The 25,223-nt window shown below is 42.7% G+C and carries 26 protein-coding genes; 13 read left to right on the forward strand and 13 right to left on the reverse strand.

Annotated features, from left to right (window positions below; translation table 11 throughout):
* Positions 1-81 precede the first annotated feature (81 nt).
* Together dprA and ACO6S0_RS17955 are read left to right on the forward strand one after the other, a co-directional pair.
* Positions 82-1,188: a DNA-processing protein DprA gene (gene dprA, locus ACO6S0_RS17950; RefSeq protein WP_422349663.1), complete on the forward strand. Its 1,107-nt coding sequence runs from the start codon at positions 82-84 to the stop codon at positions 1,186-1,188.
* Positions 1,189-1,233: 45 nt separating this feature from the next.
* Entirely contained in the window at positions 1,234-1,545 is a 312-nt protein-coding gene (locus tag ACO6S0_RS17955; protein ID WP_422349664.1) for a GIY-YIG nuclease family protein, read from the forward strand.
* 140 nt (positions 1,546-1,685) lie between these two features.
* Here the strand turns inward: ACO6S0_RS17955 and trpS are convergent, their stop codons facing one another.
* Positions 1,686-2,654 (reverse strand): tryptophan--tRNA ligase, encoded by a 969-nt coding sequence (gene trpS, locus ACO6S0_RS17960; protein WP_422349665.1) that lies wholly within the window; start codon positions 2,652-2,654, stop codon positions 1,686-1,688.
* Positions 2,655-2,739: 85 nt separating this feature from the next.
* Positions 2,740-2,982 (reverse strand): GlsB/YeaQ/YmgE family stress response membrane protein, encoded by a 243-nt coding sequence (locus ACO6S0_RS17965; protein ID WP_420401493.1) that lies wholly within the window; start codon positions 2,980-2,982, stop codon positions 2,740-2,742.
* Positions 2,983-3,038: 56 nt separating this feature from the next.
* Between ACO6S0_RS17965 and ACO6S0_RS17970 the strand changes: the two genes are divergently transcribed.
* A complete protein-coding gene (locus tag ACO6S0_RS17970) occupies positions 3,039-3,770 on the forward strand; it encodes a lysophospholipid acyltransferase family protein (RefSeq protein ID WP_422349666.1) in 732 nt (243 codons plus the stop codon).
* A gap of 106 nt (positions 3,771-3,876) precedes the next feature.
* On the opposite strand, the gene ACO6S0_RS17975 is transcribed toward ACO6S0_RS17970, so the two are convergent.
* The 7 genes from ACO6S0_RS17975 to recA form a co-directional block, all read right to left on the reverse strand.
* A complete protein-coding gene (locus ACO6S0_RS17975; RefSeq protein ID WP_422349667.1) occupies positions 3,877-4,263 on the reverse strand; it encodes an endonuclease domain-containing protein in 387 nt (128 codons plus the stop codon).
* Positions 4,264-4,448: 185 nt separating this feature from the next.
* Positions 4,449-5,735, reverse strand: coding sequence for a BspA family leucine-rich repeat surface protein (locus tag ACO6S0_RS17980; protein ID WP_422349668.1), 1,287 nt, complete (start codon positions 5,733-5,735; stop codon positions 4,449-4,451).
* Between the two features lie 393 nt (positions 5,736-6,128).
* Positions 6,129-7,298 (reverse strand): histidine kinase, encoded by a 1,170-nt coding sequence (locus ACO6S0_RS17985; RefSeq protein WP_422349669.1) that lies wholly within the window; start codon positions 7,296-7,298, stop codon positions 6,129-6,131.
* A gap of 223 nt (positions 7,299-7,521) precedes the next feature.
* Complete coding sequence (locus ACO6S0_RS17990; RefSeq protein ID WP_422349670.1) at positions 7,522-9,054, reverse strand: hypothetical protein; 1,533 nt, start codon at positions 9,052-9,054, stop codon at positions 7,522-7,524.
* Positions 9,055-9,585: an RNA polymerase sigma factor gene (locus tag ACO6S0_RS17995; protein WP_422349671.1), complete on the reverse strand. Its 531-nt coding sequence runs from the start codon at positions 9,583-9,585 to the stop codon at positions 9,055-9,057.
* 42 nt (positions 9,586-9,627) lie between these two features.
* Positions 9,628-10,050: a hypothetical protein gene (locus ACO6S0_RS18000; RefSeq protein ID WP_422349672.1), complete on the reverse strand. Its 423-nt coding sequence runs from the start codon at positions 10,048-10,050 to the stop codon at positions 9,628-9,630.
* A gap of 89 nt (positions 10,051-10,139) precedes the next feature.
* Positions 10,140-11,147, reverse strand: coding sequence for a recombinase RecA (gene recA / locus ACO6S0_RS18005; RefSeq protein ID WP_422349673.1), 1,008 nt, complete (start codon positions 11,145-11,147; stop codon positions 10,140-10,142).
* 293 nt (positions 11,148-11,440) lie between these two features.
* Here recA and ACO6S0_RS18010 point away from each other — a divergent pair, with 293 nt between their 5' ends.
* Entirely contained in the window at positions 11,441-12,472 is a 1,032-nt protein-coding gene (locus ACO6S0_RS18010) for a rhodanese-related sulfurtransferase (protein ID WP_422349674.1), read from the forward strand.
* Between the two features lie 650 nt (positions 12,473-13,122).
* Here ACO6S0_RS18010 and ACO6S0_RS18015 read toward each other — a convergent pair.
* A complete protein-coding gene (locus ACO6S0_RS18015) occupies positions 13,123-14,703 on the reverse strand; it encodes a BspA family leucine-rich repeat surface protein (protein ID WP_422349675.1) in 1,581 nt (526 codons plus the stop codon).
* A 227-nt stretch (positions 14,704-14,930) separates the two neighbouring features.
* Between ACO6S0_RS18015 and ACO6S0_RS18020 the strand changes: the two genes are divergently transcribed.
* The 8 genes from ACO6S0_RS18020 to ACO6S0_RS18055 all read left to right on the forward strand — a co-directional run bounded on the left by ACO6S0_RS18020 (position 14,931) and on the right by ACO6S0_RS18055 (position 22,440).
* On the forward strand, positions 14,931-15,176 hold the full coding sequence (locus ACO6S0_RS18020) for a type II toxin-antitoxin system HicA family toxin (RefSeq protein ID WP_422349676.1): 246 nt from the start codon (positions 14,931-14,933) through the stop codon (positions 15,174-15,176).
* Positions 15,177-15,178: 2 nt separating this feature from the next.
* Positions 15,179-15,541, forward strand: a complete 363-nt coding sequence (locus tag ACO6S0_RS18025) for a type II toxin-antitoxin system HicB family antitoxin (protein WP_422349677.1) — start codon at positions 15,179-15,181, stop codon at positions 15,539-15,541.
* A gap of 119 nt (positions 15,542-15,660) precedes the next feature.
* On the forward strand, positions 15,661-16,818 hold the full coding sequence (locus tag ACO6S0_RS18030) for a PSP1 domain-containing protein (RefSeq protein WP_422349678.1): 1,158 nt from the start codon (positions 15,661-15,663) through the stop codon (positions 16,816-16,818).
* A complete protein-coding gene (locus tag ACO6S0_RS18035) occupies positions 16,808-17,296 on the forward strand; it encodes a gliding motility lipoprotein GldH (RefSeq protein ID WP_422349679.1) in 489 nt (162 codons plus the stop codon). The genes ACO6S0_RS18030 and ACO6S0_RS18035 overlap by 11 nt, the downstream gene beginning before the upstream one ends.
* Positions 17,297-17,300: 4 nt before the next feature.
* Complete coding sequence (locus ACO6S0_RS18040) at positions 17,301-19,634, forward strand: penicillin-binding protein 1A (protein WP_422349680.1); 2,334 nt, start codon at positions 17,301-17,303, stop codon at positions 19,632-19,634.
* Between the two features lie 262 nt (positions 19,635-19,896).
* On the forward strand, positions 19,897-20,598 hold the full coding sequence (locus ACO6S0_RS18045) for a CoA transferase subunit A (protein WP_422349681.1): 702 nt from the start codon (positions 19,897-19,899) through the stop codon (positions 20,596-20,598).
* Positions 20,599-20,942: 344 nt separating this feature from the next.
* The gene (locus ACO6S0_RS18050) at positions 20,943-21,596 is read left to right on the forward strand and encodes a CoA transferase subunit B (RefSeq protein WP_422349682.1); all 654 of its coding nucleotides are present in this window, start codon (positions 20,943-20,945) and stop codon (positions 21,594-21,596) included.
* 313 nt (positions 21,597-21,909) lie between these two features.
* Complete coding sequence (locus ACO6S0_RS18055) at positions 21,910-22,440, forward strand: GNAT family N-acetyltransferase (protein WP_422349683.1); 531 nt, start codon at positions 21,910-21,912, stop codon at positions 22,438-22,440.
* Here ACO6S0_RS18055 and ACO6S0_RS18060 read toward each other — a convergent pair.
* A complete protein-coding gene (locus ACO6S0_RS18060) occupies positions 22,429-22,749 on the reverse strand; it encodes a hypothetical protein (RefSeq protein WP_422349684.1) in 321 nt (106 codons plus the stop codon). The genes ACO6S0_RS18055 and ACO6S0_RS18060 overlap by 12 nt on opposite strands.
* Before the next feature lie 144 nt (positions 22,750-22,893).
* Here ACO6S0_RS18060 and ACO6S0_RS18065 point away from each other — a divergent pair, with 144 nt between their 5' ends.
* On the forward strand, positions 22,894-23,601 hold the full coding sequence (locus ACO6S0_RS18065; RefSeq protein ID WP_422349685.1) for a helix-turn-helix domain-containing protein: 708 nt from the start codon (positions 22,894-22,896) through the stop codon (positions 23,599-23,601).
* 4 nt (positions 23,602-23,605) lie between these two features.
* On the opposite strand, the gene ACO6S0_RS18070 is transcribed toward ACO6S0_RS18065, so the two are convergent.
* Positions 23,606-24,751, reverse strand: a complete 1,146-nt coding sequence (locus ACO6S0_RS18070) for a methionine aminotransferase (protein ID WP_422349686.1) — start codon at positions 24,749-24,751, stop codon at positions 23,606-23,608.
* On the reverse strand, positions 24,748-25,221 hold the full coding sequence (locus ACO6S0_RS18075) for a very short patch repair endonuclease (RefSeq protein WP_422349687.1): 474 nt from the start codon (positions 25,219-25,221) through the stop codon (positions 24,748-24,750). Before ACO6S0_RS18075 ends, ACO6S0_RS18070 begins: the two co-directional genes overlap by 4 nt.
* Positions 25,222-25,223 lie beyond the last annotated feature (2 nt).

A 25,223-nucleotide genomic window follows, 5' to 3' on the forward strand; every position in this document is an offset into this window, starting at 1 on the left:
CCTGAGGACAAAATATGCCAGATAACTTTTTATTAACATTTGAAAATCTGTACTTTGTGAACAACTTAACCTACTTAATAAATGACTGAGGATGAATTTCTTGCGGCTCTTCGGCTGCAGGCTGTACCAAATATTGGGGATTTAACCGCCAAAAAACTGATTGCCCACTGCGGTAGTCCAACAGCAGTTTTTCAAGATAAGGTGCAACACCTATTAAAGATTGAAGGCATTGGAAAAATGACCCTTAAGGGACTTCATGATTCCAGCTATGCCCATGAAGCAGAAAGTGAGTTTGAATTTGTTTCCCGGGAGAAGTTGGCTTGTTCCTATTTTATGGACACGACCTATCCTGATTATTTGAAACATTGCGCGGACGGGCCACTGCTGCTTTTTCATCGAGGCAACATCGACTTAAAGCACAAGAAAATAATCAGCGTTGTAGGTACAAGAAACATTACCAATTATGGCAGTGCGTTCTGCGAGGCCTTTGTTGAAGAAATTGCTCCTTTGAATCCCATTATTGTAAGTGGTTTTGCCTACGGAGTGGATATCACGATTCAAAAATTGGCATTGAAGCACGGTTTGCAGACCATTGGTTGTTTGGCTCACGGATTGAATCAAATATATCCTAAGGCGCACAAAAAATTTGTTTCCAAAGTTGAGGAAAATGGTGGGTTCCTCACCGAGTTTTGGAGCACGAGCAATCCTGACCGCGAGAACTTTTTAAAACGAAATCGAATTATTGCGGGTATTAGTGAAGCTACGCTCGTAGTGGAATCGGCGGAAAAGGGAGGGAGCTTGGTTACCGCGGATTTAGCCAATGGCTATAACCGGGAAGTTTTTGCAGTTCCAGGACGGTATTCAGACAAGTGCAGTATTGGCTGCAACAATCTTATTAAGCGACAGCAGGCTCATATGCTAACTTCCGCCGCGGAACTGGTTTACCATTTGGGATGGGAGTTGGAAACAGAGGATGCCAAAACTCCTATCCAAAAACAACTTTTTGTGCAACTGGATGAAACCGAAAAGTCCATTTATTCTTATTTGCAATCGAATGGGAAACAGTTGTTGGACTTGGTGGCAGTGGAATGCCAATTGCCCATTTTTAAGGTTTCGTCCACACTCCTGTCCATGGAAATGAAGGGCTTGGTTCGCGCCCTGCCGGGGAAGTTGTTTGAAGCTATCTAAAACGTAACTCTGAGCGAAGCGAGGAGTAACAAATAATCAATTACTATGAACTATCTAGGGTGGCACACATATTATGTATACATTCTGACCAATAAAAACAGAACAGTTCTCTATACTGGGGTGACCAATAATTTGTCCAGGCGTTTATCGGAACACTCGGACAATATCAAACACAATAAAAACACTTTTACAGGACGTTACAAATGCAAGCACTTGCTGTATTATGAAAAATTCACATGGATACATGATGCGATAGCCAGGGAAAAAGAGATTAAAGGTTGGCTACGAATCAAAAAATTGAATTTGATTAAAATGGTAAATCCCAATTTGGAGTTTCTGGAAAACTTATTTCTCTGAAATACATAGCCGCTCCAGAAACAAGGTTAGGGTCAAAAACTACTCCTGTTATGTCATACTGAGCGAAGCGAAGTATCTAATTGCTGCACGTGGGATTCTTCACCCTCATATTGTTCGGCTTCAGAATGACATTGTAACCATCAATACCCAATTTTCCCCCGTACCCGTTCCAAGACTCCATCTGCCACTTTTTTGGCTTTTTCAGCTCCAATGGCCAAAGCCTCATCCACCTCGTTTAAATGGTTCATGTAGTATTCAAACTTTTCCCGGGGTTCGGCAAAGCGTTCCATGATAAGCTCGAAGAGGGCTTGCTTGGCGTGTCCATAACCGTAGTTTCCCGCAAGATAGTTGGCACTCATCTCCTCAATCTGATCGGGTTGCGCCAAGATTTTATATAGGGCAAACACATTGTCGTTGGTGGGATCCTTGGGGTCTTCCATGGGCGTACTGTCCGTAACGATGCCCATAATTTGTTTCCGAAGCTTTTTATCAGGTTGAAATAGATTGATCAGGTTCCCTTTGCTCTTACTCATTTTCTCGCCGTCCGTACCTGGAATGTACATGGTCTCTTCCTGCAACCTTGCTTCTGGAAGCACGAAGGTTTCCCCAAATTGGTGGTGGAACCTAGAGGCTACATCCCGCGTCATTTCCAAATGCTGCAGTTGATCTTTACCAACGGGAACGTATTCTGCATCGTACAGTAATATATCCGCAGCCATGAGCATGGGATACATAAAAAGTCCCGAATTTACATCCTCCAAACGACCCGCTTTGTCCTTGAACGAGTGGGCCAAGGTAAGGCGTTGGTAAGGAAAGAAGCAGCTCAGGTACCAGGCCAGTTCTGTTACCTGGGGAACATCACTTTGTCTGTAGAAAACGGTCTTTTCAATATCCAGACCAAAGGCCAACCAGGTTGCCGCAGTGGCATAGGTGTTGTTTCGCAATTCCTCCCCATTTTTTATTTGGGTAAGGGAATGCATATCCGCAATAAAAAGAAACGATTCATTGTTGGGATCTTGTGCCATTTGAATGGCAGGAACAATCGCCCCTAAAATGTTTCCCAAGTGCGGGGTGCCTGTGCTTTGGATTCCGGTTAAGATTCTGGCCATGCCTTAATTTTGGCCGTAAAAGTAACAATCCGCATGCGATAAAAAAAGCAAGGATAGACCGCTTACCTAAAAAGAGGGTAAAATGTTATTTTTTAAAGAGGCCCGCTACAAAAAGAATCACCACGGCACCAATAACTCCAGTAATCAAGTCGCCCACTAGACCAGAGCCGATCTGGACACCCAGCGTGCCAAAGAGCCAGTTGCCCACAGCACCACCAACAATACCCAGGATAATGTTGATCAAGGCACCAAAACCGCCGCCTTTCATGATTTTTCCCGCCAGCCAACCGGCCGCCGCTCCAACTAAAATGGCATACAAAATTCCCATAATCAAGTTTTTAAGGTTGTTTCCTTAAAGATATTCAAAAATTCTACTTTTGAAATATGGTTCAATTTTTCAGGAACATTGGGCATGTCCTTTACCGAATTTGGTTCTATGTGTTGGTTGCCCTTCCCATCTTTCTCTTTTTCCCATTTTTACTCCTGACCGTCTTTTCCGAAAAGACCTATCCGCAGTTTTTTTGGTTGGCCCGAAACCTATGGGCCAGACCCATTTTATATGGCATGGGCTGTTTCCCAAAGATTGAAAGGGAACAACAAATGGAAAAAGGGAAGAGCTATATGCTCATATCCAACCACACCAGTATGTTGGATATTATGCTGATGTTGGTGGTAAGCAAGAACCCCTTTGTTTTTGTGGGCAAGAAGGAGCTGGTAAAGATTCCCGTTTTCGGATTTTTCTACAAACGCGTTTGCATTATGGTGGATCGAGACAGCATTAGAAGCAGAACTGGAGTATATCTCCGGGCGCAGCGAAGGTTAGATCAAGGACTCAGCATTTGTATTTTTCCCGAGGGCGGTGTGCCAGAGGAACATATTGTTTTGGACGCCTTTAAGGATGGCGCTTTTAAGATGGCCATTGCCCATAAGATTCCTGTGGTTCCCATTACGTTTTACGATAATAAAAAGCGTTTTTCCTTTACTTTCTTTAGTGGGGGGCCAGGGCGGGTCAGGGCCAAAGTACATCCCTTTTTTGAAACGGGGATTTTGGGCGAGGAAGATAAATCCACTTTACGGGAAGAAGTGAGGGAGGTGATATTAAATGAGCTGGTTTAACACACCCCAACTCCTCTCTAGAGGGGAATTTTTTTGTGGTCAGAATTGAATTCCCTTCTTGAGAAGGGAAAATTTCAACTTGTTGAAATCAGGGATGTGTCCAAAATCAGGGATGTTTTTTTTCATGATTGTGGATGTAATCCTCAATTGCACGGAGTACATTATCCATATCCTTTAAAACCTGTTCATCTGAAAAGCGCAATACGCTTATTCCGAGCTTCAACATAACAGATTCCTTGACCTTGTCCTTTTTGAACACCTCAACTAACTGATGGGAATAGCCGTCCACTTCAATACCAAGCATCAGTTCATGGCAAAAGAAATCCAGGATGTAATTGTCTATGGGTTTTTGGCGATGGAAATCATAACCATATAGTTGTTTTCGCTTTAATTTTTGCCATAGGATAATTTCGGCCTTGGTGGAATTGTTCCGTAGCTGACGGGCCAGTTCTTTGAGTTTTGGGTTGTAGGGAATTATTTTTCTTCTAGCCATTTTTACACACCCCTAGCCCCTCTCTAGAGGGGAGTTTAATCTTGATTTTTTTGGCCACCCTCCCTTCTTGAGAAGGGAAAATTTCAACAAGTTGAAATTAGGGTTGTGTTTTTATAGAAAAAGAACCCCAGAAATCAATATTTTCTAGGGCTAACCTTCAAATAATTTATGGTTGATAAATGTGACTAACATCCGTTGTCTTCACCAGCAAAAGTCCAACCTTTTTCGCTCTCCAAGTAAACTTGGGCATTGTAGGCTTCTTCGTCGCAGTGCCCCATCCCGTCCATGCCAAAAGTAATATTACTCGGCACATTTTCTTGATTGGCCCAACCTATAATTGTATTGGCATAGTTTTCTGGGGAAAATCCTGAATGGGACAGCATATGCTTCATGGATTCAACATTTGTAATATCCCAACTTCCCAGATTTTGGTCAAAAAGGACAGCATCCTCAAACATACTTTCCATGGAAGTAACATTGTGAACCTTCCATGAACTTATATCTTGATTAAAAGCACTCGCACCTTGGAATATGTATCTCATATCAGTCACATTACTAATATCCCAGTTACTAATGTCTTTGTTGAATGAGGATGCAAACCTAAACATACCATTAATGTTTTGCACCTTCGTCATATTCCAATTACCAATATCTCCATTAAAAGTAGATTCACTAAACATGTTTGATAGATTTGCAGCTTGAGAGAATTTGGGAATATCGGTTGCATTATACACCATGTCCACATAGTGGAAGGCGTTATTCAAAGATACCCACTCGTTTGTGCCCCATTGTTCAAGGCTCTTAAGTTTATGGGCATAATCCTCAAGCATCGTAAGCCCTGGGAATATCCCATTTATAACCACAGTATAGGTACCGGCGGTAGCATAGTTATGGCTTAAAGAGTAGCTAGCCGCAATATCTTCAATGATTTCAATGGTACCATCCCCCCAATCAATAGTAAAACTATAGGTTAGTTCTTCGTCTGTTCCAATAATAATTTTTTCATTTTCGGTAGTGGTTGTCCATGTAGTGATAAATGAAGATGGCTCCAATGCTAGCGGATGGTCTACAACATTTAGAACATTTATGGTTATCTGTGCTTCATCAGAATCTTCACTATCAGTGACACTAACGGTAATCGTGTGTGATGTGGCCGTTTCAAAGTCTAGGTTTTGTCCTTCGGCCAAACTCAGCTTACCATCTTCAGTAATTTCAAAAAGGCCACTGTCATTTTCAACAATGGAAAAGGTTAAGGAGTCGTTGTCATTGTCTGAGGCAGACAAAGTTGCAATGGTCTGGTCTTCAGGGGCGTCTTCGTCTACATTTATTTCACCAGGATCATTGAAAGTTGGTGGTGAATTCTGTTCTGGCTGTTCAGGGGTGTCGGTTTTGCTGTCATCTATACTACAAGCTAGAACGATTAAAGTTAGGGATAGGGCCAAAGCAGCCCATTGCGCAATTCTTTTCATCATTTTTTAGAATTATGGTTTAGGCCATAAAGTAAAATGATGATGTCCAAGCAGACACCTCCCATTTGATGGATGCCCTATATGAATTGATGAATGGGGGTTTTGGGTTAATACACACCCCAACCCCTCTCAAGAGGGGAATTTTTGGGATTGCCAGTTCAAACCTACTTATTGTCGGCAGACACGATGCTCAGGATGACAGCTCGATGTGACGTGGATATTCTTAACACACCCCTGACCCCTCTCAAGAGGGGAATTTATTCTTATCTATTTTGCAAAGTCCCCCCTTCCAGAGAAATGAAATTAATCATGGGTGTTTTGGAAAACCTTCCCTTCTTGAGAAGGGAAAATTTCAACTTGTTGAAATCAGGGATGTGTCCAAAATCAGGGATGTGCTCAGTGATTATGGGCATAAAGATTTGGTAATGTAAGCGATACAATTGCTTTTTGGCTACTCGTATCCAGATAGTCCTCCTTACTTATCTGATACCCTTTATGGGTATTTAAAAGACGGATTTGATCCAAAAGTTGTGCATTGCGTTCCTGATATTGGAGAGGTGGCTCCAACAGGGTATTTATTTCCTTGTGCTCATGCTGGATTTCCAATAATACCCGATCTTTTGAAAGCTTAAAGACAATGTTCAGATGAACTTTGGTTCGATTACTGGACATCAGGTTTTCGATGGTGTTTTCCAACAAGGTTTGGATAAGTGTTGCGGGAACCATGGCATCCCATTGCGCCACAGGATTCGCCACGGCCAAAGTGAATTCAAATTGATCGTCATATCGCAACTTTTGGAGTTTCAGGTACCAGCCCAGCATTTTTACTTCTTCTTGAAGATTTACAACCTCGTCACCCAAATGTTTGAGGTTAAAGCGGATTAGCCTACTAAAGGTGGACAAATATTCCAAAGCCGATTTTTTGTCCTCGGAAGTCACATAATATTGGATGGCATTAAGCGCGTTGAACACAAAATGGGGATTGAGTTGGGAGTTGAGGGCTTTTAGCTTCAACTCCATCATTTCTTCCTTTATTTTGAGTAGGCTTTCCTGTTTTTCCCGTAACGCCCTGTTCGCACGCACACTTTTGATTTTTATAGCGCAAATGGAAGCTACCGCCGATAACATTTTTAGGTGGTGCTCGGTAAAAAACCCTTCTTCGGGATGTTCGCAATCAATTACCCCATAAATGATATCCTCATTGGAAATGGGCACACAGATTTCGGATAACCGCTGATCGTCATCCACAATATATCGGGAGTCCTCGGAAGTGTTTGGAACAATTTCCGCCTTGCCCGAAACGGCCACTGCACCAGTAATGCCCTCCCCCAAACCTATTTCAACCGGATTGTACAGATTACGATCCTTTGGATTTTTTGGGCCGTAGGCCGCCTTTTGTACCAACAGCTTTTGGTCTTGATCTATCAAATAGACCACACAATCCACAAAACCCAGTTTGGCAATGCAGTTTTTGGCAAGATCCCACAAAATCTCATCCTCATTTTCCTTTCCCAGCCAGGACTTGGAAAAATAGATAAGAATGTCCTCAAATTGGTTAGTTTTCAAGTATAAGGGACTTAGAAGGCAGAGTAAATTAAGGATTTTTTGCCACTGCGACACATTTTACAAACAAGTTCAAGGGAAAAATCTGACGAGCCTCAAATGAAGATATAAAAAAAACACCCCACAGGAATGCAGGGTGCTTCATGATTGTCTAAAGGGACAATCGACCTAACCAACGTCTTTGTGCGGTTCAGCCCAACAGGAAATATAGGTGGCCCCTGTTTTTTTAAAATTTGAAGCTGAAACCACTATAAACTCCAACCGAGAACGGTCTGAAGGAGCCAGAAGTATCGGAAAACGTATTCAACTGATATTTGAAGACCGGTTCCAGATTCAATTGCACTTTAGGCGAAAACTTATAGTTGAACCCAAGCCCAACATTGGTACTAAAATTCATGGAGTTGGCATTGTTGGCTTCACCCACTTCGGTCACTAAACCTTCGGACTCCAACAATACGGAGTTGTCCACCAAGAAAAGGGAACTTACACCACCAATTAGGTCTACTCCAAACTTTTTATCTATAAGACTATAATTCAGCTCCAGGGGAATTTCCAAATAACCCAAATTTTGGATCATCTTTCCATCCAAAACCGCACTGGAACTAAAGTTAACTTCTTCCTTATCCAAACTAAGGGCGCCCTTGTCCCTACTTTCCACAACAATGTTCTCGGATTGTCTGGCATAATCAATATTGTCAATAAGATTAACAGAGGAGCCATCCAAAGAAGAGGAGAAAACCACATCATTGGTGTCGTATCCAAAATTGACACGGTGCACTCCTGTACGCACCTTTAATTTTTTACCCACCTCATAAGCCACAAAAACACCATAGCTTAGATCTACGTTTCCTGATTTGGAATTGGAAGCAAAGGAGGAATGCACTGGAGACCCTTCCCCCGAAGCACTAAAGTAAACAGGCGCAATGGATGGACCAACGGACCATTTGCTGCCTGAGCTTTGGGCGACCACGTCTTCTTCCTGCTCTGCAATGGCATCAAAAATGGATTGTCCTTTATCCGTGGTATCATCCACCTGATTTTGGGCAATGGCTTCTTCTTCCTGGGTTGCATTCTCCAGCAAATTGGCCTTGGATTGCTGCTGATTTGAATCGGTGGTGGCTACAGCTTCTTTTTCAAGTTGAGGTGCCAAATCCAACACATCCTTGCGCTCCTTATTTTGCACTTCTTGACCAACAGGATTACGTTTTTCCGAAGATTCGGTAGCAGCAACATTAGCGTATTCATCGGTTTTTGGTGCATCTTTCCTTAACGGATTCGCATTGGTCGGATTCTGGTTACCAGTCAATGAACTTTCTGCAACTTCCTGCCCGCTCACAAATTGACTTGGATTGGAGCTTACCGAATTGGATTTTCCCTCACTGGTTTCTACAATGGTATTTTGGTTGGAATCCAAGGAAGTGTTTTCCTGAGTGTCCACCAATCCATCTTCTTCAGAAATAGTGGAGGGTTCAACCTTGTCCGTAGCATTGTTTTGTTCATCAAGGATTTCGGTGTTTTCCGTTTCCGAAATGATAATTGGTTCATTGTTGTCACTGTCACCAAATGGATTGATCACATACAACAGGATGGCCAGTACGGCTGCAGCTCCCCCAAGCCGCCACCAAATAGGCACAACCCTTTTCTTCTGTTTCTTTTTGTCCAAAGAGGCTTCAATGGATTTCCAGACTGCATCATCCGGAACCTCCTGAAAGTCTCCCAACTTTTCTTTGAACAATTGCTCTAAATTCTTTTTCCCCATCTAAGCAATGTTTATGTTTTCCTTTTCTATCTTTTCTCTCAAGATCATCTTGGCCCTCGCCAAGTTGCTCTTGGAGGTGCCTGTGGATGTCCCCAACATCTCACTGATCTCTTTATGGCTATAGCCATCCAATACGTACAGGTTAAACGTTAACCTATATTTATTGGGCAGTTCCTGAATGTACCCCAGTAAGGTGGAAAGGCTTATGTCTGTCTGCTCCGTATCTACTTCCACCTCTTCGCCAACATTTTCCGAGACTACATCCAGGTACTGCTCTTTTCTATATTTCTGAAGCACCGTGTTCACAGTGATTCTTTTGATCCACCCTTCAAATGACCCATTGAACTTGTACTGATCGATCTTGTTAAAGATGGTCATAAAGCTGTCGTGCAAATTATCCTCGGCCTCCGTTCGGTTCCGCGAATACTTGAGACACATACCGAAAAGAATACCGGAATATTTCCGGTACAATTCGGCCTGCGCCTGCCTTTTGCCTTTTTTGCAATTATGTATCAGCTCGTTTATATCCAAATGTTGGTCAATTTTGGATTAAGGATGCCCTTAATGTAATGATTACTCCACTACGGGAATGGTAAATTCCAAAAATTCGGAATCATCGTTTTCATCCTGTCCAGTATAAAACCTAAAATGGTACTCCCCGGTATACAACACTTGAAAATCAAATGAAGCATTAACTTCCTGGACTACCTGAGTGCATGCCGTATCATCGGTCAGAACAGAACCAATAACAACCACTTCTCGGTCGGTTTGGGCCGTTCTGGCCACATCAAATCCCTCAAAAAATGTACAGCCGTTAGGTCTTACATAGGTGACCTCAATGCTGTAGGTTTCATTCAGTTCAAAGGATTCGGGGACGTTGGCATCTACAATGGACAAGGTAGTAAAACGAAAGTTTTGACCATCATCCAAATCACAGGCATTGAACAGCCCCGCTGTTCCAATAAGCATGATAAGCATTATTGCCTTTCTCATCATAAAAATTTCCTTTTTTATTCCTAGATGAACAGCAATCATAAGGGTTGCGTAAGATTTGCAACCTTAAATCCAGTTATTTGCTGGGAGTGTTATGCACTTACCAAGGAAATGGCTTCCTTGATCTTGCCCTCAAGCTCCTCGGAAAGCTCTGGATTGTCTTGAAGCAATGCCTTTACGGCATCCCTTCCCTGGCCTAGTTTGGTGTCTCCGTAACTGAACCAGGAACCGCTTTTCTTCACAATTTCATAGGCCACTCCGAGGTCTAGGATTTCCCCAATTTTCGAAATGCCTTCTCCGTACATAATATCAAATTCCGCAGTCCTAAAGGGCGGTGCAACTTTATTCTTCACCACTTTAACACGGGTCTTGTTTCCTTGAACATCCCCATCCGTATTCTTGATCTGGGTAGAGCGACGGATGTCCAAACGAACCGAAGCGTAGAATTTAAGGGCGTTACCCCCTGTAGTGGTTTCGGGATTCCCGAACATGACCCCAATTTTTTCACGTAGCTGGTTGATAAAAATGACCGTACAATTGGTCTTGCTAATGGTAGAGGTCAACTTACGCAAAGCCTGCGACATCAATCTTGCGTGCAACCCCATTTTGGAATCTCCCATTTCCCCTTCAATCTCACTTTTTGGGGTCAGGGCCGCAACAGAATCCACAATAACAATATCTATGGCACCAGAGCGAATTAGGTTGTCCGCAATTTCCAAAGCCTGCTCCCCATGGTCGGGTTGTGAAATGATCAGATTGTCAATATCCACGCCCAATTTTTGGGCATAAAAACGGTCAAAGGCATGTTCAGCATCAATAAAAGCGGCGATGCCCCCATTTTTTTGCGCCTCGGCAATAGCATGAAGTGTTAAGGTAGTTTTACCAGAAGATTCAGGCCCATAAATCTCGATGACTCTACCTCTTGGGTAGCCACCAACGCCCAAAGCAATGTCCAAACCTAGGGATCCAGATGGGATAACATCCACATCCTCGACTACACTATCTCCCAGTTTCATGACAGCTCCTTTGCCATAGGTTTTGTCCAATTTATCCAGGGTTAGTTTTAAGGCTTTTAACTTTGCTTCTTTCTCGTTGCTCATGGTATCAAATTATTTGGAAGGCTAAAAATACCATTTCTTTTGGCACGCAACAACAGCCTCACGCAACCTTTTTGAACAACTGTATCTAAACGGTACTAACTCGTATTATCATAGCGGGCCCAACTAGGGCTCGTTGCCTTTGGCAAAAGGGAAAATTTGCGCTATGAAAAAGGATTAATCGGTTGGGAGGGGTTTCTTTTTAAGAAACCCTTTTTCTTTTTTAGCCCGTTGGATTTTATAACTTTGCCCCACTTTTAGACCATCTATTCTTTAATCTTAACTATTGGTATAGCATGCAACTGTACAATACATTAAGTGCAAAGGAAAGAGAACAACTCATTGAAGAGGCCGGCAAGGATCGGCTCACCATCTCTTTCTACAAATATGCACACATTGGAAATCCACAGATTTTAAGGAACCACTTATTCATTGCTTGGAACGAAATGGATGTTCTGGGCCGAATCTATGTGGCTTATGAAGGGGTAAACGCCCAACTTTCTGTTCCCGCGGAAAATTTTGATGCCTTTAAAACCCATTTGGACAGCATTTCCTTTTTGGAAAATGTCCGGTTGAACATTGCCGTGGAGCAGGACAACAAATCTTTCCTTAAACTCAAAGTGAAGGTACGCAACAAAATTGTGGCAGATGGCTTGAACGATGACACTTTTGATGTCACCAATAAGGGTGTTCATGTTGGGGCTGAAAGATTCAACGAACTTATTGAAGACCCTGATACCGTTTTGGTGGATATGCGCAACCACTACGAAAGCGAGATAGGCCATTTTAAAAATGCCGTAACCCCAGATGTGGACACGTTTCGGGATTCTTTGGACATTATAGAAGAAGATTTAAAGGAACATAAGGAAGACAAGAAATTGGTGATGTACTGCACCGGGGGTATCCGCTGCGAGAAAGCCAGTGCCTATTATAAGCACAAAGGCTTTAAAAATGTATTTCAGTTGGAAGGTGGCATCATTGAATACACCCGCCAGGTAAAAGCCGAAGGTTTGGAAAACAAATTCTTGGGCAAAAACTTTGTGTTTGACCACCGTAGGGGAGAGCGTATTTCCGAAGATGTGATAGCTAACTGCCACCAATGTGGCAAACCCTGCGATACCCATGTAAACTGTGCCAATGAGGCCTGCCATTTGCTCTTTATCCAATGCGAGGACTGCGCTAAGGCCATGGACAATTGCTGCTCCACAGAGTGCCAGGAGGTACATGCTTTACCTTACGAAGAACAAAAACGCTTACGGAAAGGCAAACATGCCAGCAACAAGATTTTTAAAAAGGGCCGTTCGGAAGTATTGAAGTTTAAGAAATAACCTCCCGTCAGTTCGAGTGTCCCGAATTTACTTCGGGATGTATCGAGAATAGCTGTACGATGTCAGTTCGAGCGCAGTCGAGAACCAATTCATAGGTTGATTTTGTAGACATCTCGACTGCGCTCGATGTGACGGCAACTAGAACAACACACCCCAACCCCTCTCGAGAGGGGAACAGTTGCAAACTCCCTTTTTGAGAAGGGAAAGATTTCGGGCAGCGAAATCAGGGAAGTGTTTTTAAGGAAAAATAACCCCAGAATGCACAGCTTTCTGGGGTCTTTAGACAAACTTCAACATTATCTTGGACCAGTCACATTGAGAATCCCTATTTATAGCCCAATCCAGTCCGTTTGGGTCTGTTAACACATCTTGAGCTGCCATCCAGAGCCCCGCCATGACAGGGACGGGCAGGCGGTCGAAGGAGCAGTCGAGAGGTCTCTACCCGTCAGTTCGAGTGTCCTGAATTTATTTTGGGACGTATCTAGAACCACACACCCCAACCCCTCTCTAGAGGGGAACTGCTGCAAACTCCCTTCTTGAGAAGGGAAAGATTTTGCGGAGTGAAATCAGGGAAGTGTTTTTATGGAAAAATAACCTCAGAAAGCACAGCTTTCTGGGGTCTTTTTTAGCCTTAAGATGATTGTTGTGATTTACATATTACACCCATCGTCGTCGATGGTCCATTCTTTGGTGTTAACCAAAAAATTTACGGCTTCCAGGGCTTCAGCGGAACAGCGCTCAAGACCTTGGGCGCCTAAATCAATCCCAATGGGAACACCTTGAAGATTTGACCATCCTATCAGCGTCGCTTCATAATTTTCGTTAGTTAGAGCCGAATTATTAAGCAGGGCGAACATAGTGGCCCCCTGTGCAAGTGCTATTATTTTCCAATCTCCTAAGTTTTGGTTAAAAGAAGATGCTCCGTTAAACATGACAGCCATATTTTCTACTTTGGAAACATCCCAACCACTAATATCTTGATTGAATGTGGACGCTCCATCAAACATAAAAACCATATTGGTTACATTTTCAACAACCCAATTACCAATGTTTCCATTGAAGGAAGAAGCCCCGCTAAACATATTTCCCATAATAGTAATTGTGCTCACATCCCAATTGCTCAAGTCACCGTTAAAAGAAGAGCAACCACGGAACATGGCCCAGAGACTTGTTACATTCTCTAGATCAGGGGCATCTGTGGCGTTATAGACCATATTGGTGCAACCTTCAAAAGCATTTGAAAAACTACTCCATTCAATGGTGCCCCATTGTTCTATACTCTTAACTTTTGTGGCATCGGGGTTGTTGTCCCACAGTATTCTGGAAAACGCCCCATTTTCTACGCCATCTGTGTTTATGGATATGGTGTATGTGTCCGCATACTCATATTGGTGGTCCGGCGGAGAGTCGTTATCATCAATTTCTTCAATAGTGCCATCACCCCAATCCACAATATAAATATAATCGCCTCCTTCGGCCGTACCAATTTCAACATACTCATTGGCCTCGGTGGTCTCCATAGTAAAAACAAAGGAGCTTTTCTCCAATCGGTATGGCGCGTCAATAACATTCTCCACCACAATGGTAATGGTTTCCTGAGAAGTAGCTACATCATCGGTTACTTCAATGTTCACGGTATATTCGGTCTGGGTTTCATAATCCAGCGTCTTGTTGGGAATTAAACTTAGAACCCCATTTTCTGTAATTTCAAACGGGGAGATTTCATCGGTTATGGAAAACGTAATCGGGTCGCCATCCTCGTCATTGGCCTCCACTGTGCCAATTTCAAAAGCATCATCTATGTCCTCCTTAACCGAAAAGCTTTGACCTTCGGTAATGGTCGGCGCTTGGTTTACGTTGGTCACGTTTATAGTGATGGTCCCTGTGGCGGAGTCCGTGTTATCGGTAACGCCAATGGTAAGTGTGTAGGTGTTGGTGGTGTCATAGTCCAAACTTTGGCCTTCGGCCAAACCAAGTTCTCCGTTGCTCTCACCAATAATAAAAGGGCCTGCATTCCCGCTGATGGAATAGGTCAGTGGGTCACCGTCTGGGTCGGAGGCCTTTACCTTGCCCAGATTATCACCAGGTACTTTGGTTTCGGCAACATTAAAGATTTGGTCTGGGTTAATGCTTGGAGCTCCGTTTGGGTTTGGGTCTTTGCCATCGTCCTCGCTACAGGCTAGCAGGGCCAAAGCAAAGATTGTCATAAGCAGTAGGGTTTTCAATTTCATAATTTTTGGGTTTAAAAGTTAAAGACCCAAAAGTGCTTCCTAATTTTTGTTCAGCTCCAACCCAACTAACGGATGCTAGTTTTGAGTTGATGGATGCTGGTTTTGGGTTGACGGATTTTTTGCTGGAAGCACGGAAAATGACCAGCTTTAACCATGGGATTCAGACTACCAATAGTCAATTTTAATTGTAACTATTTTTTAGTTACATATTTTGTTTTACCTTTGCCATGAGCAGAATTGATAAACTAATAGAGCGATTTAAAAATGTTCCAAAAGATTTTACTTGGAGCGAACTGATTAAAATCCTTGCTCACTTTGGATATCACGAGATTAGAAAGAAAGGAAAAACAGGAGGTTCTCGGGTAAAATTTGGCAATAGTGTCAAAGAAATTATCAGCTTGCACAAACCCCATCCCGGAAACATTGTAAAACAATATGTTATAAGGCAAGTGCTGGAAAAACTGAATCTATAGGTATGGGAAGTTTTTTAGAATACAAAAATTATATAGGCTCCGTGGAATTTAGTGCGGAAGATAATGTGCTATATGGCAAGGTTTTGGGCATAAACGATTTGGTAAACTTTGAGGCAACTTCTGTTGATGAACTTAGGGAGTCCTTTAAAGAAGCTGTTAATGATTATTTGACCACCTGCAAGGAAATAGGCAAAGAACCCGATAAATTTTATAAAGGGGTGTTTAATGTGCGTACAGGATCGGACCGGCATAGGGAGCTTGCCCTTATAGCCGGTAAAAGAAACCTAAAGCTAAATGAGGTGGTGAATGTTTCCTTTGAATATTTAATAAAGCACGAGGAGAAAGTATTTGGCGAAGCTCAATAGCAGATGACACAGAAGTAGCATTTCTCCACTGCCCAATTTATGCTATCTTTACCTCAAGATTTTTTATGAACCCTTTTTAGAATGATGCTCCAGCATCGCTCTAAATCAAGATATTAAATATGGGATGTAGCAGTTGTTCAACCGGCAAGGATGGACAACCGCGGGGTTGCAAGAACAACGGTACTTGCGGCACGGATGGTTGTAACAAGCTTACAGTCTTTGACTGGCTTTCCAATATGTCGCTGCCCAATGGTCAAAAACCTTTTGATTGCGTTGAGGTACGATTCAAGAACAGTAGAAAGGAATTCTTTAGAAATGTGGACGGCATTCCACTCTCCATTGGGGATGTGGTGGCCACCCAGGCCAAGTCGGGTCACGATGTGGGGATTGTAACTTTGACCGGGGAGTTGGTCAAAGTACAGATGCGAAGAAAAAAAGTGGCGCTGGACGACAAGACCCTTCCCAAGATTTATAGAAAAGCGTCACAACGCGATGTTGACATCTGGCAAAAAAGCAGAAGCAAGGAGGCCGAAATACAAAAGCGATCCCGTGAGATTGCCATTTCACTTAAACTACAGATGAAATTGAGTGATGTGGAGTTCCAAGGCGATGGTTCCAAAGCTACCTTTTACTATACCGCTGAGGAGCGAGTGGACTTCCGCCAGCTGATTAAGGATATGGCCAAAGCCTTTGGCATTCGGATTGAAATGCGCCAGATTGGGTACCGGCAAGAGGCCCAGCGTTTGGGCGGGATCGGTTCCTGTGGTCGTGAACTTTGTTGTTCCACTTGGCTAACCGATTTTAGATCGGTAAGTACGGCTTCGGCCCGGTACCAACAATTGGCATTGAACCCCCAAAAATTGGCAGGGCAATGTGGGAAGCTCAAATGTTGCCTCAATTACGAATTGGACATGTATCTGGAGGCACTGAAGGATTTCCCATCACAGGACAGCAAGCTTCAGACCAAAAAGGGAGTTGCCTTTTGCCAAAAAGCGGATATCTTTAAGCAGACACTGTGGTTTTCCTATCGAGATGACCCGGCTACCTGGCACGCCTTGGACAAAGACCATGTGTTGGAAATCTTGGAACTGAACAAGAAGAATGAAAAGATTGCTAGCTTGGAGGAATATGCCCAAGACAATGTAAGCGACGAAAAAATGGCCTTTGAAAATGTGGTGGGGCAGGACAGTCTTACGCGTTTTGATCGCCCCAAGCGAAAGAAACGCAACAAGAAAAGAAGAAAAAACAAACCAAAATCTTCTTCCAATGCACAATAAAATTTACTATGCCTTGGTTGTATTCCTAGGCTTGGTATCGTGTAACAGCAATCTGGTATTTTCTGAATTTGAACCCATGTCCAATGGCAAATGGCAAATGGATCAGCTGGTAGATTTCCAGTTTTCAGAATTGGATTCGGAACAGGGCCATAACATGTTCATCAATATAAGAAACGACAACACCTATCCGTTCAGCAACCTCTTTTTGATCACGGAACTGGAGTTTCCCAATGGGCAGACCCAGAAGGATACCTTGGAATACAAAATGGCGGAGCCCACCGGGGAATGGTTGGGCAAAGGATTTGGCAGTATCAAGGAAAACAAGCTTTGGTACAAGGAAAACATCGTTTTTCCAGATTCTGGCGTATATAAATTGAGTGTGGCCCACGCCATGCGTAAAAATGGCGAGGTAGAAGGTCTTCACATTTTGGAGGGCATTACCGATGTAGGTTTGGAAATTGAAAAAAGCACCCAATAAAGCAATGGCAAAAGCTAAACAGAAGAAACAAAAGAGCTTTCTTCCTTTCATTAAATGGTTTTGGATTCTTTTCGGAGTCGGTATTTTCTCAGCGGCACTGATATTTTTATTGGCATCTTGGGGCGTATTTGGCACAATGCCCACCTTTGAACATTTGGAAAACCCAAGCACCAATTTGGCCACTGAAATTATCTCTTCCGATGGGGAAACCCTGGGAAAATTCTATTTGGAGGATAACCGTACAGATGTTGCCTACAATGAACTGCCCCAAAATTTAATAGATGCTTTGATAGCCAGTGAAGATATACGCTACTACAATCATGCGGGAATTGATGCGCGGGGAACATTGAGAGCGTTTGTCTTTTTGGGGAAGCGTGGAGGGGCAAGTACCATAACCCAGCAGTTGGCCAGACAACTTTTTGTGGGGGTCAGTTCACAAAACATTATAGAGCGAATTAAGCAAAAGGCTATGGAGTGGGTAATTGCCACTCGTTTGGAACGAAGTTATACCAAGGAGGAAATCATAAGCATGTATTTGAACATTTATGATTTTGGTAACAATGCGGATGGTATTCGATCCGCGGCAAGAATTTATTTTGGAAAAGAACCCAGCGACCTCAAAATGGAAGAGTCTGCAATGTTGGTCGGCATGCTTCAAAACTCATCGCTTTATAATCCTTTGCGTCGAGAGGAACTCACCAAGAACAAGAGGGACATGGTTTTGGGCCAATTGGCAAAGAATGAATACATCAGTGAAACGGAAAAAGATTCATTACAAGCTTTGGAGATAGATTTGAACTATAATCCCGAATCCCATCGTGAAGGTTTGGCCACCTACTTTAGAATGTATATGCAAAGGAATTGGCTAAAAAAGTGGGTGAATGAAAATCCGAAACCCGATGGTGAGAAATACAATATCTATTTGGATGGGCTAAAAATATATACCACAATTGACTCTCGCATGCAAAAAAATGCCGAGGAGGCTGTGGAGATGCATATGAAGAATCTTCAGGCCGAGTTCTTTCATCAAAATACGCCCAAAAGAAATCCAACGGCACCTTTTTTGGACATTACCAATGGAGCTATAGATACCATTATGCGGAGTGCCATGAGGCGTTCTGACCGTTGGCGTATCATGTCCAGTCAAGGAAAGAGCTCTGAAGAAATTGAAAAATCTTTCCATGAAAAAACGGAAATGAATGTTTTTGATTGGAACAGTGACTCCTATGAGAAAGACACTATAATGACTCCCTTGGATTCCATTCGTTACTACAAAACTTTTCTGAGGACGGCGATGATGTCCATGGAACCTCAGACAGGCCATGTAAAAGCTTGGGTTGGAGGTGTGGATTACAAACATTTTCAATACGATAATGTGATTCAAGGTGCGCGTCAGGCGGGGTCTACATTTAAGCCGTTTGTATATGCAGCTGCTATTGATCAGCTTCGGTATTCGCCTTGCGATTCGCTTCCAGACAATCAGTATTGTATAGAGCCATTGAAGCATGGCAATATGGAGGCGTGGTGTCCCAAAAACTCTGATGGAAAGTACTCAGGGAAAAACAGGACACTTAAAAATGCACTGGCAAACTCGGTGAACACGGTGACGGCACAATTGATAGACCAAGTAGGTCCAGCATCTGTTGTCAATATTGCCAAAAACATGGGCTTGGGCGATAATATTCCAGAGGTGCCATCCATTGCTTTGGGAACCCATGATTTTGGAGTTTATGACATGGTAGGTGCTTATGGAACTTTTGCCAACCAAGGAGTATATGTAAAACCGGTTATGGTTACCCGTATTGAAGACAAAAATGGAACCGTACTATACGAATATGTTCCCGAGACCAAAGATGTGTTGAGCAAGGACGTGGCCTATGCCATGGTAAATTTAATGGAGGGAGTGACCCAGGGAGGTTCTGGTACCAGATTGCGACATACTTTTGCCAAAGAACAGCGGGTTTACCAAGATATTATAACAGGATACCCGTACGAATTGACCAATCCCATTGCCGGAAAAACAGGAACCACGCAAAATCAAAGTGATGGATGGTTTATGGGTATGGTACCCAATTTGGTCACGGGAGTTTGGGTAGGAGGTGATGATCGATCCATTCACTTTAAAAGTCTTACTTACGGTCAGGGGGCTTCCATGGCCTTGCCTATTTGGGCATTGTACATGAAGAAGAACTATGAAAATGAAGAGTTGGGGGTGTCCACGGAAGCTTTTGAGGAGCCCGAAGGGTTGTCCATTAATGTGGACTGTACCAAAGTTCTTGAGGAACTCAAGGAAGAAACGGATACTGAAGACGATTTGGACGAGGATATAGGCTTTTAGGTCAAAGGAAAAAACACTAAAAAAATGAGCTCCATGTGAAGATTCTTCCTTGGGGCTTTTTTTCTGCCACTGGAATCACAACGTTAACGACGTAGATTCTGTGGCATTGTCATTCCTACGACCACGTGCCGCCTGAAGCTTTAGCGGAGGCGCAAAGCGGGAATCCAAATGGAACAAAACATTGATACTTTCTTTTGAAAACAAAACGGTTTCAGGAATTCTTTAATTATCGTAATTTCAACAGCAATAAAATTGGAATTGGATGATCAAGAAAACTGTAGCAACTGTGGAACAAGCCTTGGAAGGGGTAGCAGATGGAATGACCTTTATGTTAGGAGGGTTTGGGCTCTGTGGAATCCCGGAAAATGCCATTGGGCAATTGGTAAGGTTAGGAATTAAGGACATTACCTGTATCTCCAATAACGCAGGGGTTGACGATTTTGGATTGGGACTTTTATTGCAACAGCATCAGATTAAAAAAATGATCTCTTCCTATGTGGGAGAAAATGATGAGTTTGAACGGCAAATGCTGAGCGGGGAACTTGAAGTGGAATTGACTCCCCAAGGCACTTTGGCAGAAAAATGTAGGGCTGCCCAGGCCGGATTCCCGGCATTTTATACCCCAGCGGGTTATGGCACCGAGGTCGCTGAAGGAAAGGAAACTCGTGAATTTGATGGCAAGATGTATGTTTTGGAACCTGCATACAAAGCAGATTTTGCGTTTGTAAAAGCATGGAAAGGGGATGAAGCGGGCAATTTGATTTTCAAGGGGACGGCACGAAACTTTAATCCTTGTATGTGTGGTGCTGCCAAGATAACGGTTGCGGAGGTGGAGGAATTGGTTCCTGCAGGAAGTCTGGACCCCAACACAATTCATATCCCTGGGATTTTTGTACAGCGCATTTTTCAAGGAGCGGAATATGAAAAGCGAATTGAACAAAGAACAACAAGAGAAAGAAATTGATAGATGAGGTTAACTTATACTTGTTCCTCCTGTAAAAGGGTAAATTATTTAAAGAATAGGGCAGAAACCAGACCTGAGCTGCAGAAAAAACTTGGGCGGGACGAAGTTCAAGTGAATTGCGATGGTTGTAGTAAACTTGACAAAAAACATATTAACAGAATTACTGCAGTAATCGACCAAAGAATTACTTTGATAGGATTGATTGTTGGAGGGATTGCAAGTTTTGTTTTGATTTATTATTTCGGGTTAATAGCGGCCATTACCTTATCTTTTCCAATAGTAGTTTGGAGATATGAAAGTGAAAATGCCCACAAGTTTAACTCATACGCTATTAAAAGATAATTATGCTTGATAAAAACGGAATCGCAAAACGGATTGCAAAGGAAGTCAAGGACGGATATTATGTGAACCTAGGCATAGGAATACCCACTTTGGTGGCCAATTTTGTACGGGAAGATATCAGTGTGGAATTTCAGAGCGAAAATGGAGTGTTGGGCATGGGGCCATTCCCGTTTGAGGGCGAAGAGGATGCCGATATTATAAATGCTGGGAAACAGACCATAACCACCCTTCCAGGAGCGTCTTTTTTTGACTCTGCCTTGAGTTTTGGCATGATTAGGGGGCAACATGTGGATTTGACCATTTTGGGAGCTATGGAGGTGGCAGAAAATGGCGATATCGCCAATTGGAAGATTCCGGGCAAGATGGTAAAAGGTATGGGCGGTGCAATGGATTTGGTGGCCTCGGCTGAGAACATCATTGTGGCCATGATGCATACCAATAAGGCTGGAAAATCCAAATTGCTCAAAAGATGTTCGCTTCCACTAACAGGAGTAGGCTGTGTAAAGAAAATTGTTACCAATTTGGCCGTATTGGAGGTGACCCCGGAAGGGTTCAAATTATTGGAAACGGCTCCTGGGGTATCTGTGGAAGAAGTGGTGAACGCTACAGAAGGTAAACTACAGGTAGAAGGGGAGATTCCCGAGATGCAAATATAGTCCCAATACCTATCGGTTTGTTTACCACAATATAGCGTACCTACACAACATTTTTTTTAACTAAAATTTCTTTTGCGGTATTTTGGCAGTGTTGAATATTTTTCCCAAATTAACCACCCTTAAAATCAACACCATGGCACCCAAATTTTTCCGCTCCTCCGTAGAGGACAACGTTCAAGTTTACAGAAACGATTTTTTCACAGGATTTATGTTATTGATCAAGAAGCTTTTTATGCTTTAAGATTCATAAAATGAAAAAATGTAAGGGCCAACAAAATTGTTAGGCTCTTTTTTTATTCCATAATTTAGAGGGATGAATCAACCCTCCAATCATTTAAGTTTTCGGGAATGCACGCTGTCGGATTTGGATGCCTTAATCCAAATATCCAAAGACACTTTTATTGCAGCATTTGAAGCGGAAAATGAACCCGGAGATTTTAGGGAGTATATAGCATCAGCATTTAGCAGGGAACAACTGCAAAGGGAACTGTTGAATATCGACTCCCAATTCTATTTTGTTTTTGAAAACATGGATTTGGTGGGCTACTTCAAAGTGAACAACGGCCAAGCACAAACAGATGTCAAAGACAAAAATTCTCTGGAATTGGAACGGATATATGTCGTTGATGGCCACCAAGGCAAGGGCATAGGGGCATGGATGCTCCAACAAATTATCAATTTGGCCAAGTATAAAGGCATGGGTTATGTTTGGTTAGGGGTTTGGGAACATAACCCGGGAGCCATAAGATTCTACCAGAAACATGGGTTTACCAAGTTTGGCACTCACCCGTATTACATCGGGAACGACAAACAAACAGATTGGTTGCTTCGGTTAATGCTTTAATATGCCATCCAAAAACATAATGTCTCCTTCGGACTGCAATTTCCTTGCTACGGAGTTTTCCAAGGCTGCATGGATGAGTAGGGCCAGCGCCATGGAGTTACCCTCGGTTAAACTGTTGGTTCTATAAACCAAGTCCCTTACAGTGGAAAAACTGATACTGCAACCTGAAGCAATGTTGGCCAGATTGTCCTTGTTCAGGTTTCTTCGCAAAATGGTGGAAAGTTCCTGTCCAATGGGTTTACCAAAATCGGAGCTGGTAAACATTTCTTCATTTTTGATTCGTAGGTCGGAAGATTTGAGCGTGCCCATACATGTAAATTGTTAAGTTAAACTTGTAATAAATGAAATAATTCCCTTTTTCTATATTTGATCGTAAGGGAAGTACAAAGGTGAAGTTGAGAATTACGCATTTTCATGGGTATGCGTAAAAATATTACACAAGATAGTGATTTTATGCACATAATAAAAGAATTAAGACGAAAAAAAGGAATAAGTCAAACAGAATTTGCCCATGCCATTGGTGTTAGCCTACGAACCGTACAGCTCTATGAGAGAAGAGACGCCAATATTCCAAATAAGAATTTAAAGAAAATTGCCCAATTTTTTGAAATGACCATACCCGAACTCGTCATTCATGAGTTCCATGACCCCAACGATACCTATGGAAAAAAGAAACCATACGCCAAACACGGTAGTGTTTTCTATCCTTTGGAACACGGAAAACTATTGGTAATGTCCCCTTTAGTGCTTATGGAGCAGCAAAAGGAATATATTACCCGGGTAAAAACAGGTCTTGTTTCCCAAAATGCCTTCGAAACGGGGTTTGTGATGGACTCCATTGACGATGAACTTCATATGGCTTTTGAAATAACGGGGAATTCCATGTATGACGGAACCATAGATTCCATTCCCAACAAATCCATAGTTCTAGGGGTAGAGGTGGACGTCAAGGAGTTTGCTTTGGAAAACAATGGGCTTTTCAACAAATCGTATGTTTTGGTCTGCAAGGACCGTATTATTTGTAAGCGCATCACCAACTATAATTTTGAAAAAGATGTTTTCCAGTGTAGCAATCTAAACAAGGCTCCCGAGTTCCAGGATTTTGAGCTTTCGGGCAAGGATGTACTCCAAATCTTTCGGATTGCTAGAAGACAGCTATAACTGCTTAAATTCGTTGTAGTATTTCTGCCGCTTGGTCTAGGACATCTTCGGTTTTCCCAAAACAAAACCTCAGGAACCTCTGATCGTAATCTGGACCACAAAATACCGAAATGGGAATGCTGGCCAATTGATATTCCTTAATAAGGCGTTTGGCAAAATCCATGTCTTTCTCATCAGTGATTTTACTATAATCCAACAATTGAAAGTAGGTTCCAGCAGAAGGCACGGCATCAAACCTTGTACCTTGGATGGCATTTAAGAAATGATCTCGCTTCTTTTGATAAAAATTCCCTAGTTCAAGATAATGTTCAGGTGTTTGCAGGTATTCATTCAATGCAATTTGAAGCGCATGGTTTACGGAAAAAACATTGTACTGGTGAACTTTATGGAACTCTTGCATCAAAGCTTTGGGCGCCACACAATATCCAATTTTCCAACCCGTAACATGGAAGGTCTTTCCAAACGAGGAACAAACAATGCTTCGAGAGGCCAAATCTGGAAATTTGGATACACTATGGTGCTGTTCCCCATCAAAGGTGATATGTTCATAGACCTCGTCACTCAGCAAGATTATATTGGTATTCTTAAGGATTTCCTGCAATTGTAGCATATCCGATTGGGACCAAATGGTGCCTGTGGGATTGTGGGGCGTATTAATGATCACCATACGGGTTTTAGGAGAGATGGCCTTTTTAAGTCCATTCCAATCTACCTTAAATGATGGCCCTTCCAATGCAATGGGAACCACAATGCCACCAAATAGTTCAATGCCGGGTTCATAACAGTCATAGGCTGGACGAAGTACAATAACTTCATCCTTGGGCCGAACAAAGGCCGCAATGCTGGTGAAGATGGCCTCGGTTGCCCCTGCGGTAATCGTAATCTCTGTTTCGGGATGGTATGATTTACCGTACAGACTCTCCGTTTTTTCTGAAATGGTTTCCCGTAGCCTTAAAATACCTTGCATGGGGGCGTATTGATTAAAATCGTCTTGGTGAGCCTTGTCTACCAACCGCAGCAATTTGGAATCGGGGGAGAAATTGGGAAACCCCTGGGATAGGTTGATAGCGTTATGTTCCTTGGCCAACTGACCAATAACCGTGAAAATAGTTGTGCCTAAATTGGGCAATTTGGAGTTGATTTTAATCATTCGGTTTGCTTTTTTAGGGATACAATTACCTCATCCAAACAACGATCAAGCTCTTTTTTGATTTCACTTTCCCAAAATCGAAATACGGAGTACCCCATTTCTTCCAAGGCCTCGTTGACCTCTTGATCACGCTGCATGTTTCGCTCTATTTTGGGAATCCAGAACGCTTTGTTTGTTTTGATTTTGAGCTTGCGTTCCTCCCAATTATGACCGTGCCAAAACTCCCCATCAATAAAAATGGCTGTCTTGTACTTTTTAAGCACAATGTCCGGCTTTCCAATCAACTTTTTATAATCTATGCGATAACGGTAGCCTGCGGCCCATAATGCTTTTCTAAAAGCCAGCTCTGGTTTGGTGTTCTTGCCGCGAATCTTGCCCATGATCTTGGAACGTTCCGGGGTGGTATAAAAACCGGACTCCTCATTGAACCGAGGAACTTTAATGCGCTCTTTGGGATAGTTTTTGGGCATGT

The organism is Flagellimonas sp. (genome assembly GCF_965233845.1).
GTDB lineage: Bacteria > Bacteroidota > Bacteroidia > Flavobacteriales > Flavobacteriaceae > Flagellimonas.